The 18,191-nt window shown below is 38.5% G+C and carries 11 protein-coding genes; 3 read left to right on the plus strand and 8 right to left on the minus strand.

Annotated elements, in window-relative coordinates; all coding sequences use genetic code 11:
• The first annotated feature begins 92 nt into the window (after positions 1–92).
• Together porM and porN are read left to right on the plus strand one after the other, a co-directional pair.
• Complete coding sequence (gene porM, locus ABR854_RS05985; protein WP_350264462.1) at positions 93–1,679, plus strand: type IX secretion system motor protein PorM/GldM; 1,587 nt, start codon at positions 93–95, stop codon at positions 1,677–1,679.
• A 22-nt stretch (positions 1,680–1,701) separates the two neighbouring features.
• A complete protein-coding gene (porN, locus tag ABR854_RS05990; protein ID WP_350264463.1) occupies positions 1,702–2,580 on the plus strand; it encodes a type IX secretion system ring subunit PorN/GldN in 879 nt (292 codons plus the stop codon).
• Between the two features lie 72 nt (positions 2,581–2,652).
• Here the strand turns inward: porN and ABR854_RS05995 are convergent, their stop codons facing one another.
• The 8 genes from ABR854_RS05995 to ABR854_RS06030 form a co-directional block, all read right to left on the minus strand.
• The gene (locus tag ABR854_RS05995) at positions 2,653–3,531 is read right to left on the minus strand and encodes an inositol oxygenase family protein (RefSeq protein WP_350264464.1); all 879 of its coding nucleotides are present in this window, start codon (positions 3,529–3,531) and stop codon (positions 2,653–2,655) included.
• Between the two features lie 256 nt (positions 3,532–3,787).
• Entirely contained in the window at positions 3,788–5,470 is a 1,683-nt protein-coding gene (locus ABR854_RS06000; protein WP_350264465.1) for a RagB/SusD family nutrient uptake outer membrane protein, read from the minus strand.
• A gap of 19 nt (positions 5,471–5,489) precedes the next feature.
• Positions 5,490–8,510 carry a SusC/RagA family TonB-linked outer membrane protein gene (locus tag ABR854_RS06005; RefSeq protein ID WP_350264466.1) on the minus strand — a complete coding sequence of 1,007 codons (3,021 nt, stop codon included), beginning with the start codon at positions 8,508–8,510 and terminating at the stop codon, positions 5,490–5,492.
• Positions 8,511–9,014: 504 nt separating this feature from the next.
• Positions 9,015–10,124: a tetratricopeptide repeat protein gene (locus tag ABR854_RS06010; protein ID WP_350264467.1), complete on the minus strand. Its 1,110-nt coding sequence runs from the start codon at positions 10,122–10,124 to the stop codon at positions 9,015–9,017.
• A gap of 62 nt (positions 10,125–10,186) precedes the next feature.
• The gene (locus ABR854_RS06015; RefSeq protein WP_350264468.1) at positions 10,187–10,987 is read right to left on the minus strand and encodes a 2-oxo acid dehydrogenase subunit E2; all 801 of its coding nucleotides are present in this window, start codon (positions 10,985–10,987) and stop codon (positions 10,187–10,189) included.
• 105 nt (positions 10,988–11,092) lie between these two features.
• Positions 11,093–12,259, minus strand: coding sequence for an alpha/beta hydrolase family protein (locus ABR854_RS06020; protein ID WP_350264469.1), 1,167 nt, complete (start codon positions 12,257–12,259; stop codon positions 11,093–11,095).
• Positions 12,260–12,300: 41 nt separating this feature from the next.
• Positions 12,301–12,645 carry a cupin domain-containing protein gene (locus ABR854_RS06025; RefSeq protein WP_350264470.1) on the minus strand — a complete coding sequence of 115 codons (345 nt, stop codon included), beginning with the start codon at positions 12,643–12,645 and terminating at the stop codon, positions 12,301–12,303.
• 70 nt (positions 12,646–12,715) lie between these two features.
• On the minus strand, positions 12,716–14,611 hold the full coding sequence (locus ABR854_RS06030; RefSeq protein ID WP_350264471.1) for a pectinesterase family protein: 1,896 nt from the start codon (positions 14,609–14,611) through the stop codon (positions 12,716–12,718).
• Between the two features lie 425 nt (positions 14,612–15,036).
• On the opposite strand from ABR854_RS06030, the gene ABR854_RS06035 reads away from it, so the two are divergent.
• Positions 15,037–18,180 carry a S41 family peptidase gene (locus tag ABR854_RS06035; RefSeq protein ID WP_350264472.1) on the plus strand — a complete coding sequence of 1,048 codons (3,144 nt, stop codon included), beginning with the start codon at positions 15,037–15,039 and terminating at the stop codon, positions 18,178–18,180.
• Positions 18,181–18,191: the final 11 nt, after the last annotated feature.

Here is an 18,191-nt window from a genome sequence, read left to right on the forward strand (position 1 = left end):
AATGATGAGTTATATTATACATTCATTCTTAATTCTACATTTTACATTCTTAATTAAAAAAATATTTACTAACTGTATAATATATAGAATATATGGCAGGTGGAAAAGAGTCGCCACGTCAGAAGATGATAAACATGATGTATCTCGTTCTGACGGCAATGTTAGCACTCCAAGTAAGTAACGCTCTCTTACAAAAATTTCAGCTTTTGAATAATAGTTTGGAAAGAGCCAACTCTGCTGCTAATGGCAATAACGAGAAATCAGTAAAGGCAATTGAGAAAGAAATCAGGGAGAAACCAGGTGGAGCTCAATATGCCGATGTACTTCAAAAAGCTGTTGAAGTAAGAAAAGTTACAACCGAAATGGATAATTATATCAGTGGGTTGAAGCAGGAAATCGTCAATGCTGGCGGTGGACTTGATGCTGAAACTGGTGGTGTGAAAAACCCTTCGGAAGAAGAAAAAGTAGCCATCTTGATGGTTGGTGATGCAAAAAATGGTAAAGGATATGAATTGAAAAAGAAATTGAATGATTTTGCTGTTCAATTACAAAAATTTGCGGCACCCAATACCAAATTTCCTGAGTTAGCAGTTGATGCAGCTCAGGACCCAGCTTTAGCTAAAACTGATAATATCACTAAAAGTAAAGACTTTACAGAATTGTATTTTGCCCAAACTCCTGTGCCAGCAGCATTGGCGGTTTTAAGTCAGAAACAATCGGAAGTTCGTCGTTTAGAAGGTGAAGTTTTAGAATATTTGGCCAGCCAAGTGGGTATCAAAGAAATCAAGTTTGATGAAATCTTTGCGGTGGTTATTCCAGATTCTCGTTCGGTAGTTGCTGGTCAGAAATACAAAGCTGAGGTAGCAATCGGAGCGTATTCTAAATCAATTACACCAAGAATCAGTATCAACGGTTCGGCTTTACCAGTGAAAGACGGTAAAGGTCTATACGAAATCACTGCATCAGGTGGCGATTTTGATAAAAATGGACAGTTGAAGCGTTCATACAAAGCTACTGTTTCTTATCCTTCACCAGACGGAACAATGAAGTCAGTTGAAAAAGAAGAAACATATACAGTATTGAAGCCATCGGTTCAAATCGAAACAGCCTCAATGCCAGCGTTATACTTTAAGTGTGCTAACCGTTTAGCTACCTATTCACCAGGTTTAGGTGCATTGTATAGCCCATCATTTAGTGGTTCTGGTGCAGAATTTATTCCAGGTGAAGGTGGTAAAGTAACGATTGTACCAAATTCAGCTAAGACTTCGATGAATGTTGTGAATGGAGGAATTACACTTCAAACATTTAACTTCCCAGTTCGTCGTGTGCCTAAACCAACGATTAAATTACTTGGAATTGATGAGCGTAGAGGAGCTTCGGCAACTGGTTTAAGAACAATAAATATCGGTGCAATAGCTGACGAATCATTCAAATCAACTAACCCAGAAGATGCTGCATTTAGAGTAGCAGAATTTGAAGTTAACTTGGCTCGTGGTTCAAGAAGAGTAGGAGGAGGCCCATTTAGTGGCAATACTGCAAATGTTTCGAACCTTGCACAACAAGCACAAGCAGGTGACCGTTATGTAATAGTAGTAAAACGTGTAGAACGTAGAAATTTTAAAGGAGAAGTGGAAACAGTAGATGTTGGAGAAATTATTTTCACTGTGCCATTGAATTAATAACAAAATAATTGTCAGAATTATGAAGAAATTACAAGGCTTGGCTTTTGGTATCTCATTGATTATCAGCCAGTTTGCAGTAGCTCAAGAAAAGTCAAATAATTATTTGAATCCGCTATCGCTTCGCCCTATACATGAGGAAAATGTTATGTATAAAACAACTTTGTGGCGAAGAATTGACTTGAAAGAAAAGCAAAATCAACCGCTTTTCTCGAAAGGAAGTGAAATTACAAGACACTTGATTGATGCCGTAAAAGCTGGTTTGATTGAAGCCTATGACAATGATTCTTTGACAACAAAGCTTACACTCGACCAATTTATGGAGCGTTTGATGCTGAAAGGCGAAGGCGGTGGTTTATCTGAAGAAGAAAAAGCTGCTGGTTTCTCATCAGGCGGAGACGATGGTTGGGGTGGAGATAGCGGCGGTGCTGCAAAACCTGCGGCTGGCGGTGCTGCTCCTGCGGCAGCAGTTGACCCAGGTGCTGGTGTAGAGATTTTTCCGACACAATTGACAACCTTAGAGTTGAAAGAAGATTGGATTTTTGACAAACAACGTTCTCGTCAATATTTTGATATTCTTACGTTGAAATTAATCATTCCAGCTGACCAAACAACTTTAGGTTTTGACCGTCCGATTTGTGTATTCAAATACAAAGAATTGGAGCGTTATTTCCGTAGCAATCCTAAGTGTATTTGGTATAATGCTGCTAACGTAGCATCACACAAAAACTTAGCAGATGCGTTTGAATTGCGTTTGTTTCACGGAAAGATTATCAAAAAATCAAATGCTTTGGATAATTTCTTAGACGATATTTACAAGTCTCCACGTGAAGGTTTGTTGAAATCTGAGCAATTAGAACACGAATTGATGGAGTTTGAACACAATTTGTGGGAATATTAAGATTCAGTTAGTAATCTAACAAAAAAGGGAAAATCGAAAGATTTTCCCTTTTTTGTTGCCTATTTATTTCGATTAGAATTTCAAAGTAGCAGGCAAATATTTAGCAACTAAATCTTCGTAGTAAGGGCGAAGCTCTTTTGCATTTGGTGGAACAGGCACTTTAGAATACAAATCGTAAGGATTGAATTTATCTACCCATTTAAACATCTTGTAATCGTGAGCTGACATCAAATGACTATAAGCATCATCACGGTGCTGAGGATAGAATGAATGATAACGAATTGGGTAAAGAGCTTCTTCTGGCAAATAATTTTTCATCATTTGGTAAAGATACTCATCATGTCCCCAAGACATTTTTACATTTTCAAGTCCACAATTTGGTGAATATATACCATATTTTGTGTTATAACGCTCGTCTTTTGAATCTGGATTCGCCTCGAAAAACTCAGGATACACAATTTTATCGGAATGTTTACAACCAACAGGGAAAGTATCACCAACAACTGCCCATTGTGGTTCGCCGAATAAGCAAAGAACTTTACCTAAATCGTGCATGAAGCCCATCAGAACGAACCAATCTGGATGGCCGTCGGCTCTGATAGCTTCCGAAGTTTGGAGAAGGTGCTGAAACTGGTCGAGGTTTGTGTCTGGGTCAGAATCATCAACCAAAGTATTCAAGAAATCGATTGCATCCCAAACTGACATTTCACGTTTGTCGAATTTCAAGAACTCTTTTTCTTTCTGAACAACAAAATCATAAGTTTGATAAGTGTGGTTCAAACGGTAGAATTCTCTAACGGTATTTACACGCTCAGAATCGGTATAATTACGGTATTCTTCTTTTGTTTTTTTTGTTTCGGCGTTTTTAGGCTCTGGGTATCTTTCGAGCAAATCATCTTCCCATTCTTCGATGCTTGCGAGAGGCGAAATTTCTTTTTCCGTGAAGTTCATTTCTTTTATTTTTTGAATTGTCTAATGCATTTTTCTTTTTTTTACTTCAATGTCAGACCTGCGGTACAGACCTTTACATAAATCCTATGCAATAAAGTAATAAAATCTATAACATTTCAAATAAATTTTACGCAAACGTTTGAAATCGTTGCAAAGATAAAATTTAACAAAAAGCGATGATAAAGTTTTATTTATCATCGCTTAAATGCCTTTTAATGAACGCTTTATAATTAATAATTAACCATTATTAATTATGTCAATATCCTTGATTTTGTTTCAAATAACCAGGAAGGTTTGATGCTCCATCAATGGCTGTTTGTGGAATTGGGAAGATACGTTTCAGTTTATCTGTATTGGTTTTTTCTGTCCAAGTTCCTTCATATTTTCCGAAACGAATCATATCCGAACGGCGAAGCATTTCCCAATAAAACTCAAAGCCACGCTCTTTGAAAAGGATATCGAGCGACATAGACGTAAGTGGAGGCGGAGGTGTAGTACGAGCTGCACGAACAATGTTGACATCTGCTAAAGCACCTGCGGCATCATTACTTTTGCGTAATTTTGCTTCAGCACGCATCATATAAACATCGGCCAAACGAACAATCACAATATCAGCATCACCAAAATTACGTCCACTTACTGATTTCTTGCTAAATTCATATTTCAGAACTCTATATCCCGAACTATAATCGCTTCCCGCAGTTGTAAAATCTACTTTTTCGGTAAAGTTTACGGGTACTGTTGGGCGGTTACGGGTATCGTTGAAAAGTTTACCAACTTTAAATTTACCGTCTGGACATTTCAAGAAAACACCATTTTTTCTAATCAAACCATATTGCTGCCCACGCAAAATACCACGATTCATATTGAAGTTAACATCTGTTACGCAAGTATCAGCAGGGTTAGAATATGCTGAAATATTCTGCTTATAAAATCTTGGGTCAACATCCGATGGGTCTTTTGGAGCATATTCGTTTACCCAAGTACGATAAAAATCGGGTGTAATGGCGGGGCCATCAGTCCCATTGGCATTTGGGTAAGCAGGGAGCGGAAATTGGTCACCCGATAGCGAGAAATATGCCATACGATTATGCCCGTTTAATTCAGCTCTTTGGTCAACTGCAAAAACTAATTCAGGGTTTGAATGATTATCAGAGTTGAAAATTGAGAAATAATCTGGAGATAATTTGTATGTACCAGCATTGATGATTTTATCGCAATATTCGGTCACTTTATCCATTTCATCAGCTTTGAAACTGGGCGTTCCGTAAACATCACGATAAACAGCTGCATTGAGATACAAACGAGCCAATAAACCCCAAACCGCACCTTTTGATAAACGTCCTGGGCCAACAGTAGCATCTAAATTAGGCTCAACTGCCAGAAATTCATTTTTAATGTATTGGAAAGCCTCTTCGCCACGCAAGATTTTTGAAGTTTCGCCGAGGTCTTCTTTCACGAAAACCAGACCAAATAAATCAAGTGTAAGCATCGAATAATAGGCACGCATACCACGAGCTTCGGCCAAATACACTTTAGCATTGGCATCGTTAAGCGTTGGAAGGGTATTTATAGCCGTGATGGCACGTGACATTCCTTGCAAAATCAAATTCCAAGTATTTCTCAGATTCGGGTCAGTGCTTTGGTAAGTGTGTTGGTGCATTGCCAAATAGATACCATTATCGCCCCAGTCAGTACCACCACGATAGGGCAAAATTGCTTCATCAGTCGAGATTTCTTGAATAGCAAAATAGTTGGTATGCAAGAAAATATCTGGGAGACGTGCATATACAGGAGCAATGATACCATCGGCGGCTTGCTTGTCAGTAAGTTTGGCTGCCGAAAGGGTTTCGTCAAGTACTTCTTCTTTGAGGTCGGTGCAGCCTTCTAAAACAGCAAAGCTACACAGGAATAATAATGAATATATTTTCTTTTTCATTTGAGTATTTTTTGAGCTTTTAGAATGAAACATTTAGACCAAAGATGATTGATTTAGCTTTTGGATAGCTTAAATAGTCGATACCATACGATGAAATACCATTGATGGTTCGGTCAGTGTTTACTTCTGGGTCATAGCCATTGTATTTGGTAATTACGAAAAGGTTTTGGCCTGTAACCGATAAACGCAATGCTGGAATATACTTATCAATGCCCAATGCTTTGGTATTGAAACTATAACCTAAAGCCATGTTATTGAGGCGTAGGAATGCTCCATCTTTCAAGAAACGAGTTGATACTGGGGCTGCGTTATTCACCGACTCATTGGCATATTGTACGGCCTCTGGCGTTGTATTGATTCCTTTCGACAAGCGTAATTTATAGAAATTTGAGTTGGCCGTGTTATCATAGATTTTATTGCCACGAACACCATTGAAGTTTAGAATTAAGTCGAAACCTTTGTATCCGATATTTCCAAAGAAGTTATATTGCATCGTTGGTAAAGCACTTCCTGCGGCAATACGGTCTTTATCGGTCACGATTCCGTCTCCATCTACATCACGGTAAGTGCTAAGACCTTTATCATCAAAACCTGTGAAATCTTTCAAGAAGAAAGTACCGATTGGTTCGCCGCTAAGATAACCATTGATTGTGGCCGAAGTAAGTCCCGAACCAGAAGCACTTCCCGAAGGAATAACCGAGTACGGAGAGTTGGTTACTTTATTTCTCATAAAAGTAGTGTTTCCACCGATGCCGTAGTTGATACCGCTGGTAGTTTTTTGGCGATAAGCAAGCTCAATTTCTAAACCTTTGTTGGTGATATTCATATCTTTTACGTTCGTCCAGAATGTACCTGCTGGTTGAACAGGGTCAGAAGGAATTACTTCTAAGAGTATATCGCTCGAAACTTTATTGAAGTAATCAACCGCACCCGTTAAAGCACCATTGAATAAACCAAAATCAAGACCAATATTGGTTTGTGTCGAAACTTCCCATTGAATGTCAGGGTTGGCTAAACGGCTGTAAGTTGTTCCTGCTGGGAAAGGCCCTGTGTTTAAGAGTGGATAACTCGTAGAAGCTGAAACCGTGGAAGTAAACAAGGCTTGGGTGATTTTTGATGGAATCTCTTGATTACCAGTTTGTCCCCAACCTGCACGAAGTTTCAAATTGCTGATTCGAGAACCTTTCATAAATTCTTCTTCTGAAATTCTCCAACCTGCCGCAAACGAAGGGAAAATACCGTATTTATTATTTGCACCAAATTTTGATGAACCATCGGCACGAACTGTTGCCGTGAGCAAATATTTATCTTTGAAACTATAATTTAGTCTTGAGAAAAACGATTGTAATTCATTCTTGGTAGCATAGCCCGAAGGTTTATTATTGGCCAAAGTGAGTTCTTGACCTAAGCCTGGGTTATAGATTGGGTCAATATCCGAAATCGGGAATTTATTGATACTCGAAGAACGACCTTGTAAGAAAATCTTTTGGTATGAATGTCCAACCAATGCCGAAAAACTATTGTTATTAAAATCCTTCGTGTAAGTCAAATAGTTTTCGATGAGACTATTGTTATTAGTTATATAGATAGATTCGAGGCGGCCATCTTGTAAAGGCACGGCATTTGGCAAAGAAACCAAATCACGCACTGAATTAGAGTTGTCGATACCATAATTCAATTTATAAACCAAATCGTTAGTGATTTTGAGCGATGGCGAGATATTTCCAATCAAACGATTCGTTTTGGTAATATCTTTTTCTAATTTCAAACTCACTAATGGATTCACCAAGTTTGGATAAACCGCAGGATTTCCTTGTGCATCATACGCAGGGTAAGTTGGGTTTACCGAAATAGCATTTCCAATCATACTTCCAATTGGAGGGCGACTGTTATTGGTGAAAGTTGCATTGAGGTTTACATCAACGTTTAGGCGGTCTTCCCAGAATTTTTGATTTACATTGATACGACCCGTGTAGCGATTCAAATCGTTATTTTTTAAGATACCTTCTTGTTTTTGAGCTCCAAACGACGCATAATAAGTCAATTTTCCTGCACCCCCACCCAAAGTGAGGTTATGGTTTTGCGTATAGGCTGTGCGAGTGATTTCTTTTTGCCAATCGGTGTTTCCTTTTAAATCTTCTAAAACTCCACCTACGCTCGGTACAGCTTTGCGGTATTCGTCAGCCGTGTAAACAGGTAATGCACGAGCGATTTCAGAAATACCTAAACTTGCCGAATAATTCATCGAAGAACTTCCAGCTTTTCCCTTTTTAGTAGTAATCAAAACTACGCCATTCGCTCCACGAGCACCATAAATGGCAGTTGCCGAAGCATCTTTCAATACATCTATTGTTTCAATATCTTGTGGGTTCAAGAATGTGAGAGGGTTCATTGCTCCACCAGTTCCTGAATTATCGAGAGCCAAACCATCTACAACAAATAGGGGAGTACTACCCGTGCGAACACCACCTGGCCCTCTGATTGAGATATTTTGTGCCGAACCTGGCTCGCCACTGGCTGAAGTAACGTTTACACCCGCTACTTTACCTTGTAAAAGTTGCTCAGGCGAGTTGATGATACCTTTATTGAACTCTTCGCTTCTAACCGATTTTACCGCACCCGTGATGTCGGTTTTCTTGGCAGTACCGTAACCTACAACTACTACTTCGCTGAGAGTTTTACTATCAGATTTGAGTTGAACATTGATTTGAGTTTGTCCGCCTACGTTTACTTCTTGCGGGGTGTAGCCTACATAGCTAAATACTAAGACTGCTTTGGTATCAGGCACAGCGATTGTATATTCACCATTGCCGTCGGTGATTGCACCTTTTGTGCTACCTTTGGCCGTTACGCTTACTCCTGGAAGTCCATCGCCTGTTTCGGCATCGGTAACTTTACCTTTTACGGTGACTTCGATAGTGTTAGGCTGATTTGTGGCATAGCCAACATTGACCCCTAAGAGTGAAAATAATAGGATAAAGACAGATAGCTTCGGAAATGACAAAGCAAGCAATCTGTTTTGCAGTAGTTTTTGATTCATTGTCGTTGACTGATTTTGTGATTAAGAATACTTGTTGAGCTTGTGAAAGGCAGATACGAAAAAAGGTATCCGATGAACAGTACGTGACATTGGTGTTAAATTAGGTAAACATAAATGATTGGTTAGCGAAGTTTTTGTTAAAAAAAAGGAAAAGTTTAGAGTTTAGGTACTGTTGCCTTGCTAAACAACTGCAAAACTACGCCCCGTTGATTAAGAGAATATTACCGTAGTATTACGATTATATTGTCAGAGGCGTGAGAGATGAAAAATTGGTTAGGAAGATTTGATACTGCATTTTACTAATAAAAAATAAGATATTTCTCATAAATTATTACGCAAACGTTTGAAATAGTTATGCAAACGTTTGAAATTGGGAGGGTATGATGAAAAACTTTTGATAACAAAGAGTTTGCAAACCCATTGCTATCGAAAGTTTAGAAAAGTATAGGCAGTTTTACTGTTTTATGAATAGAGGAAAGAATCAGGTTCTTGGTAATAGTCAAGTTATTTCTTTAGCTGCTGTAAACGTTTTTTTGCATCCTCAGTAAAGGTTTTGGATTTAGATGCTATGTATTTCTGATAGAGTTCGATGGCTTTGGGTTTATTATTATTCCAATCATACGAACGTGCCATCATAAACAGTAAGTCAGGTCTTGGGTCAAAAGTATATGCTTTTTGATATAAATCTATGGCTTCTTTGTAGTTTTTACCAGTTTCTTCTAAATAACCCAACATATAGAAATAATCGGTCACGTTTTCTGATACACCAACTTTTATAGCTTTTTCTAAATTTTCTTTGGCTTTTTGGGTATCCGAAGTTTTGAGGTAGCAGAGTCCCAAATAATAATGCACAAGTTCGTTGGATTCACCTTTTAGTGCATATCTTTCGAGAGTTTCGATGGCTTTTTGAGTGCTGTCGAGTCGAGAATAGGAGAAACCCAAAAGGCGTTGGTAGAAAAGTGTGGAATCTCCAGCACTCATCATTTGCTGAATTTGAGTAATGGTTTCTTTAAAATTATTATCTCGATAAGATAATTTGGCATTGAGTTGAAGTAACGGTATATACGTAGAGTCTGATTTTAATCCTTTGTTTATCAAGCGTTTACATTCCTGAAAAGCATTAGTCTTAAAATATAATTTGCCTAATTCGGTGGTACTCTCTAAGTCGGCTGGATTGAGATAAATGGTTCGTTTGTAAGATTTTATGGCTAAAGAATCCATTCCCAATTTGACCAATAAATTCCCATAAAGTTTATAATAAAGCACATTGGTAGAATCGAGAGAAACAAGCTTTTCGTAGTAATTCTTGGCTTTGGTATAATTTCCCAGTCGTTCGAAATTCTGGCTAAGCTGAAAAATAGTAGTTTGGTTATTAGGATAAATTTCGAGTGCTTTTAGATAAAAATTGTTCGATTTTTTGAAGTCTCCCAATTTCTGATAGCAGAATCCGAGCTCAATTAGGCACGGAACTTCTATACAATCGCCAATAACTTGTATCGCTTCGGCATAGCGGTTATCATTGATTAAGGGCCTTGCCGAATAGACATTAGATACACCCTGACCAAAACATTCGCAAACAAAGAAGAGAAGAATTATTTGTGTGGCTATTTTCATGGTTGTGAATTTTTGATAAAAATAGCAATTTTTCTCGTTTGTAATTCTTTAAGGTGTAAAAATCATTTCATCTCCAACAACTCAGGATTATTAACAAATCGTTTTAGTAGTTTAAATAATTTGCCACCGTGCGAGGCATCGATAACCCGATGGTCGAGAGCCGCACCGAGCATCAGAATACTACGAGGTACGATTTCGTCATTCACAACCCAAGGTTTTTTACTAACTCCGCCCAAAATTAAGACAAAGGCAATATTTGCCGAAGGCATCAAGGCAGGATATCCAATGTCCAGACCAATACTACCGATATTTGATAAAATAAACGAACCAAAATTATTTGCCGAAAGCCCCAGCGGAGGAATAGAAATACCAAGTGTGGTAGTAATATATTTGATTGACTGGTAAACCCACCCACGCAACGGCCACGGAATAGCTGCCAGCTTTTCTTTCATTTGCATGGTGGCGTTTTCATCACCTTTGTAAGTTTTTTGGATTTCTTCTTTCAGTTTTATGGCTGATTCTGTAAGTGTCAGTTTATCAGCATTCAGCATTTTTACCGAACCCATTTCTCCGCTTTGCAAAAGAACACTCACAGTGGCATTGATTGCTTCGTGCGAATAAATATTTCCTCTTTTTACGTAAGTATTGAGTTCTGGAATTTCTTTAATAGCCCGAGCCGTAGCTACCAAAAAAAAGTGTGTAAGTGTGATTTTTACGCCAGATTTGCGTTTGTCGGCAATGTATTTTTCTAAATCAGTAATATCAATTTCGACCGAACCAAAGATTTTTGAGTCAACAGGTTTTTTGTATATCGTTGAGGCAGTTTTTCGCCAAGAATTATTCAATGGGTTGTTTTCTTTCATTCAATAGGTAAGTAGTGATACTTAGCAAAGATACAGCATAACTTTTACATTGCCATAGAAGTAAATGAGGCACGTCTATTATTGCCGAACCTCATTTTTATAGATTTATTTCTTCTCCAAAAGTGCCATTACTTCCGCATCGCCCATTACGGCATTAGCTGGTCGTGGGTGTTGTTCGTCAAAAACTTGTAGTTCGGTTTGGCTTAAAACCTTATTGGCACTTTCGTCAACTTTGCCGTCAACTGTTACTTTTTGTAAATCTAACTTCAGATATTTTGCTAAAAATGGATAAGCTGCTTGGCGTTTCGAAGGGCCATAATCGTGCTTTTCGTTGGCGAGATGTACATTTTCTACTTTATCGGCTGCTCCGAAAAACGAATAAACATTTTTGATGTATGGATACTCCATGTTAGGTGTATTCACTGTCCAATCGCCACCATCTGACACCAAAAGCATAGGTTTTGGAGCAAAAGTTGCGGCAATTTCCACATTGGTTGTTTGGTGCGTTGGGCGTTTATGAATCGGCATACCGCTTTCACAAACACAGCCGCCGAAGAAATACCCCGAAACCATTACCACAGGTACGGAAACTTTAATGCGGTCGTCGATAGCTGAAAGGATAAACGTTTGCGTTCCTCCGCCCGACTCGCCTGTCATTCCGATTCGATTTTTATCAATATTGGGTAAGCCAAGCAAGAATTCAAGAGCTGCTTTGCCATTAATTATTTGAAGTTTGAGAGCTTTTTCTATCTTGTGAATAGATTGTTTTGAATCGCCCATGCCAATCATATCATAAGCAAAAACAACTGCTCCCATGCGGGCGAGCGTGGCACAACGTTGCTGCGTATAGGCCGCAAAACGTGGGTCAGTACCATGCCCATGCGGACATAAAATTCCTGCAGTTTTACCTTTGAGTTCTGCTGGACGATACAAATTTCCTGTTACATAAATTCCCTCAATGCTCTGAAACGATACATTTTCTACCGAATATCCATTCAAATCTTTTTTGCTATGAATAACAATATTCGTAGGTTTCTTGAATTCATAATTACTCAATTCAGCCCCATCTAAGATTCCTTGTTTGATTTCTTGAGCGTGCTTTTGCCAAGAAACTTTATCAGAATATCGCTTCGCAAAATCATCGTGGAGGGTCTTTGCATCTTCTTCCGTAAAGAATTTCCCTTGACAAAGGTCGGGCTTTTCGGGATTGTATTGAGAAAAAGTAAGTTGAGTTATTAATAAGAATGAAAGGGTTTGAATAGATGTTTTCATAGTTTTTGGTTATTTTAACTCCCCTTCAGGGGCTGGGGGTGTTATGGTTTTACAAAATCCTCACGCATCGGGTTGAAAACATCAATCAAAATACCATCTTCCAAACAAACTGCTCCATGAAGTACATTTGAAGGAATAAAATACACATCGCCTTCTTTCAGAATTTTACTTTCACCATCGACCGTAATTTCAAATGCACCACTGGCTACATAGCTAATTTGTAAATGAGGATGCTTGTGTGTCGTACCGATTCCACCTTTCTCGAAAGCTACTTTTACAAGCATGATGTCTTCGTTGTAAGACATAATTTTACGTTTGATTTTGGGGTCAACCACTTCCCACGGAAGTTCGTCGTCAGTTACTAAGGTTTTGTTGAATTGTATCATGTTTCGTAACACAATTTTCTAAATTGTGCCTATATTTTTATTTGAGAAATTAACAATTCGGAGAATTGTACTACTTTAAAACTTTCTTTAAAAAATTATCAATATACTCAACCGTAGGGTCAAACCATGGCGAAAGTAAGCAAAACGAATGCGGAGAATTTTCAAAAGTATGCACCTCTGAGTAAATACCAAACGCATCTAATTTCTTACGATAATCTTCACGGCCAGCGTGCATTCTGTCAACTGAGCTATTCAAGAAAAGTGTTGGGGGCGTATTTTTACCTGCGTGCGTAAGTGCCGAGGCTTCGTGCCAAAGTTCGGTGTTTTCGTCTTTGCTAAATCCAAACCAATAAGTAGCAGCCGAAGTGCTTTTTCGGTCATCTCCCTCGCCCGATTCGGGGTGAATATATGCCAAGATTCCATCAATATCAACGATAGCATTTATTTTGCTCGAATGTTTCAAATCGCCAATGTTTCCTTCAAATTTTGGTAAATTATTGGTATTTCCAATGAGTGCCGAAAGTTGACCACCCGCCGAAAAACCTACGCTGGCAATTTTATTGGTATCAATGCCGTATTTCTTGGCATTAGTTCGCATCCATCTTACGGCTGCTTTCAAATCATGAACGCCAGCAGGGTAGAGAGCTTCGGTTGAAAGGCGATATTCGGCCGTAAAAGTTGCATAACCCAAAGCTGCCAAACGTTGAGCTAATGGAATGTGCTGCGAACGATTGCCTGTACGCCAACCACCGCCGTGAATAATCAGAATGGCTGGACGCAGTTTTTTAGACTTCGTTTTTGGATAAAAAGCATCGAGTTGTAAATCTCTCGTGCCAGTATTAGCAAAAACGATATTTCGTTCTTCAATTATGTTTTCGGGTGTTTTTTCGGGTACTAAAGTGGCATTTGGGTGCGTTTTTAGGCTGCTTTTCAAGGCACTGTAATTGCTGTATGAAGTATCTCGAACATTCGTAATGCCTTTCATGGATGGCGTTTTACTCCAAAAATCTTGAAATTGAGTAGGTAATTTTCCTGAGAAAATCTCTTCTTTAGTGTATTGCTGAGCTTCTTTTTCACTCAGTTGATGAGACCATTTTACTCTATTTACCATTTTTGAACCTTCTCCTTTTGAACCATACTCTGCATAGAAAGTTGTTTTTTCGGTTTCTGGTCTGCCCCAGTTATTCCAGCCTTCGGGTAGAATGTGGCTGTCCATTTCGCAATTAATGAAAACCGTTTTAGCAAAATCTCGCCACGGTCTGCCCAAATAGACTTTAGTAGCCAATTTGTCGGCGGTAAGTTTACAATCTTTGAAAACGTAGCCATAAACTACCCATTTTGGCGTAGAAGCGGCCGTAACATAGCCGTCGGTTTTGGAATGAATATGACAGTTTTCAAACAAAGCCGTTGACGAACCGAAAATAAAATCGACTGTGCCTTCGATGTAGCATTTCGAGAAATATTGTCTTGAATTTTCGCCCGAAGCAAAAATTGTATCTTGATTTCCCAGAAACTTACAGTTTTCAAACGTACAACGGTCGCCTTCTACGTGCAAAGCAACAGCCTGCCCAACTCTTCCTGCGGTATTTTCGATGGTTAGGTTCTTAAATTTAATATCATTTCCCAAGACTTTTAAGGTGTACGAATCGAAAGTTTCCATTTTACCTTTTCCCGAAAAATCATCGTAGCTGATAATGGTGCTATCGAGGCTTTCGCCCATAAAAGTGATGTTTGTAAGAGTGCTATAAACTTCGATTTTTTCTTTATAAATGCCTTTTTTGATTTTAATCGTAATTGGTTTTGGCAAATATACCCGCACGGCATTGATAGCATCTTGAATGTAGCGAAAATCGCCGCTACCATCTTTTGCTACGACTAAATCGTGCTGAACTTTGAGAGCTTGGGGGTAGGTTTTTATACTGAAAAGCAATAAACAAACTAAGAAAATACTCGAAAATCGTTTCATTTGATGAGGTAGGCTGATAAAAAGGCTTAAATTACAAATATCGTAAACGCCTCGAAATATGCCTTCATGTAGTGTGATTTTTATTATTCTATTCGTTATAAATAGTTTATTAACAACCTTTTTTGTCTTCTTTTTTAGTACTCTATCTTACTTTTTTTTGAAAAAAAGTAACAAAAAAACACGAATCTTACAATCACCTCTTGAAAAATTTGGGGAAAATGGATAGGACTTTTGAAATCACTGACTCAAATTTTTCAAACGGCGTGTAAGATTCATTTTAGGTCTAATTTAGTATAATTATTTGATGATAAATCTGAAATTAATGTGTTACTGTTTATGGAAATTCTACAATTAAAAATTTTCTACTTTTCCGTAAAAATCTTTTTCCTTAACTTTCAATTTCAATCAACAAATCAATATTTTACATGAAAAAAGCTCTTTTACTTTTGGGTGCGTGGGCATTGGGGGCGTATCATGCCTTTGCTCAAACCAACGACCTCTATTTTGCTTCTTATCCGAGTATCAGTCCCGATGCTAAAACTGTGGTTTTCTGCTACGAAGGCGATATTTGGAAGGCCGATTTACTCTCAAAAATAGCTACTCGATTAACCGCTATGGTGGGCAACGAAACTCGCCCACGTATCTCACCCAATGGAAAATGGGTGGCGTTTTCGGGTGGACAATATGGCAATGCCGATGTGTATGTGATGCCATTAGAAGGTGGAACGATTCGACAACTTACGTTTCATGATGCTGCCGATTTGGTTGAATCATGGACGTGGGATTCGCAGCATATTTATCTTACTTCAAGTGCTTATAATGGTGGTACAACGTATAAAATTGCACTCAATGGCGGTACACCCGTGCGAGTTTTCAAGCATTTTTTCAATCGAACGCATAATGTGATTGAGCATCCGAGTTCGGGAGAATTGTTTTTTAATGATACTTGGGAAAGCGATAATCAGGCTTACCGAAAAGGCTACAAAGGTGAATTTAACCCTGATATTCAATCTTATAATCTCAAAACTAAAGCCTACAAACGTTACACTGAATATAACGGTAAAGACTTCTGGACAACCATTGACCGTTCGGGAAAAGTCTATTTCGTATCGGATGAAGGCAATGGAGAGTATAATCTCTACACATTTGATGGAACGAAAAAGACTTCGTTGACCAATTTTAAGGAGGCCATCAAACGACCGCAAGTAAGTGCCAATGGCGAAAAGGTAATTTTTGAAAAAGATTATCAGCTATTTTTATATGATGTTTCGAGCAAAAAAACGCAGCCTTTGCAGCTAACCCTCAACCGAAATCTTACGCTACCAAAAGACCAAGATTTCAATGTAAAAGGAAGTATCGTGGAGTTTGATGTCGCTCCCGATGGCAAGAAAATGGCTTTCAGTTCTCGTGGACAGTTATTTGTTTCTGACCTCGAAGGTAAGTTTGTGAAACAGCTTCAGACGAGAGCAGATGGTAGAGTTTTGGAAGTGAAATGGTTGGCCGATAGCAAAACGTTGGTTTTCAATCAGACCGTCAATGGTTATCAGAATTGGTTTTCGATTGCGGCCGATGGTAAAGGGGCAGAAAAACAATTGACCAATGATTTAAGAAATAACCGAGATTTAACGCTCAACAAAGACCGAACTTTGGGGGTGTTTTTGAGTGGCAGAGATGAAATAAAAACGATTGATTTGAAGGCTTTTACCACTAAAACTATTGCCAAAGAAGAGATTTGGGGCTTTCAGAACTCAAAACCGTATATTTCGCCCAATGACGAATATGTGGTATTTATGGCAAAAAAGAACTTCGAGGGCGAACTTTTCCTGCATAATTTACTCAAAAACCAAACCATTAATTTGACAAATACAGGTATCACCGAAGAAAGTCCGTATTGGTCGCCTGATGGAAAATATCTCTATTTTGCTTCTAATCGCACTAAAGCCAGTTATCCATTTGGACTTGACAAAGAGCGAATTTACCGCTTGCCATTGACCAAAATCGAAGCACCTTTTAAGTCGGATAAATTCAATGATTTATTCAAGCCTGCCGAGAAAAAAGCAGATGATAAAGCAAAAACAGATACTACAAAAACAAAGAAAATCGAGCCTATGGTCATTGATTTTGAAGGTTTAATGGAACGAATGGAAGCCATTAGTCCAAGCAACGGCTCGGCAGATTCGCCGATTGTTATTCAAAAAGACACCAAAACTTTTGTGATTTATCCATCCGACCACGTTGACGGCAAAAATAATCTTTACAAGACAACTATTGAGCCTTTCACACCAAATAAAACCGAAAAAATAGAAGGTGCAGATGCCTCAAGTACGAATATCGTTCAAGCTGACGGTAAATATTATGCCTTGATAAATGGAACAATCTGTAAGCTCAATTTAGATGGAAACAAGGTTGATAAAGTTGATGTGAGTTTTACGTTTCGCAAGGATTTTGATGCCGAATTTAAGCAAATGTTTTACGAAACTTGGGCCAATGTTGGTGAGAATTTCTACAATGAAGCCCTCAATAATCTGAATTGGGAAAGTGTGAAGAAAAAGTATGAAGCATTTTTGCCGTTTATCAATACTCGAACCGATTTCCGTACGATGCTCAATGATATGTTGGGCGAATTGAATGCTTCGCATACTGGTTTTTCGAGTTTTGGTTCGGAAGAAAATACTTTCTTCAAGACCGCTACGTTGGCAACGGGAATTATGTTTGAAGAAGAAAATCCGTACAAAGTAAAATATATCGTGAAGAAATCGGCGACCGATAAAGCAGGGAAGGGCGTTTTAGCGGGTGATGTTCTGACAAAAGTGAATGGTGAAAGTGTTGAGGCGAAGCAAAATCGTGATTTTTATTTTCAAAAGCCATCAATGGATGATGAAGTTGAACTCACTTTTGCTCGAAAAGATAGTTCGTTTTCGGTGAAAATTCATCCACAAAGTTCGGGCTCGTTGGTGAGTAATTTATATGATGAATGGATTCAGTGGAACCAAAATTATGTAGATGCCAAAAGTAAAAAACGAATCGCTTACGCCCACATGCGAAATATGGGAAATGAAGAATTGGAGAAATTTCTGATTGATATGACTTCGGAAGCCTATAATCGTGAAGGTTTGATTTTCGATTTACGCTATAATACGGGTGGAAACGTACACGATTTGGTCTTGAATTTCTTGGCCCAAAAACCGTATCTGAAATGGAAATACCGTGAAGGACAATTCACAATTCAACCAAATTTTGCTCCTGCTGCCAAACCTTTGGTGTTGTTAATCAACGAACAATCTTTGAGTGATGCTGAAATGACAGCCCAAGGTTTCAAACAATTGCAACTCGGGAAGATTATCGGTACAGAAACGTATCGTTGGATAATTTTTACTTCGGGAAAAGGCTTGGTTGATGGCTCGTTTTATCGTTTGCCATCGTGGGGCTGCTATACGCTCGATGGTAAGAATATCGAAACAGAAGGTGTGAAGCCCGATATTTATGTAAAACAGACGTTCAAAGACCGTCTCGAAGATAGAGACCCTCAGTTGGATAAGGCGATTGAAGAGATTTTGAAAGGTTTGTAACATAAATGAAA

Origin of the sequence: Emticicia sp. W12TSBA100-4, assembly GCF_040253585.1 — a bacterium.
GTDB lineage: Bacteria > Bacteroidota > Bacteroidia > Cytophagales > Spirosomataceae > Emticicia.

Coding starts and splice junctions, on each gene's coding strand:
- porM (WP_350264462.1), top strand. CDS start 93: ATGGCAGGTGGAAAAGAGTCGCCACGTCAGAAGATGATAAACATGATG.
- porN (WP_350264463.1), top strand. CDS start 1,702: ATGAAGAAATTACAAGGCTTGGCTTTTGGTATCTCATTGATTATCAGC.
- ABR854_RS05995 (WP_350264464.1), bottom strand. CDS start 3,531: ATGAACTTCACGGAAAAAGAAATTTCGCCTCTCGCAAGCATCGAAGAA.
- ABR854_RS06000 (WP_350264465.1), bottom strand. CDS start 5,470: ATGAAAAAGAAAATATATTCATTATTATTCCTGTGTAGCTTTGCTGTT.
- ABR854_RS06005 (WP_350264466.1), bottom strand. CDS start 8,510: ATGAATCAAAAACTACTGCAAAACAGATTGCTTGCTTTGTCATTTCCG.
- ABR854_RS06010 (WP_350264467.1), bottom strand. CDS start 10,124: ATGAAAATAGCCACACAAATAATTCTTCTCTTCTTTGTTTGCGAATGT.
- ABR854_RS06015 (WP_350264468.1), bottom strand. CDS start 10,987: ATGAAAGAAAACAACCCATTGAATAATTCTTGGCGAAAAACTGCCTCA.
- ABR854_RS06020 (WP_350264469.1), bottom strand. CDS start 12,259: ATGAAAACATCTATTCAAACCCTTTCATTCTTATTAATAACTCAACTT.
- ABR854_RS06025 (WP_350264470.1), bottom strand. CDS start 12,645: ATGATACAATTCAACAAAACCTTAGTAACTGACGACGAACTTCCGTGG.
- ABR854_RS06030 (WP_350264471.1), bottom strand. CDS start 14,611: ATGAAACGATTTTCGAGTATTTTCTTAGTTTGTTTATTGCTTTTCAGT.
- ABR854_RS06035 (WP_350264472.1), top strand. CDS start 15,037: ATGAAAAAAGCTCTTTTACTTTTGGGTGCGTGGGCATTGGGGGCGTAT.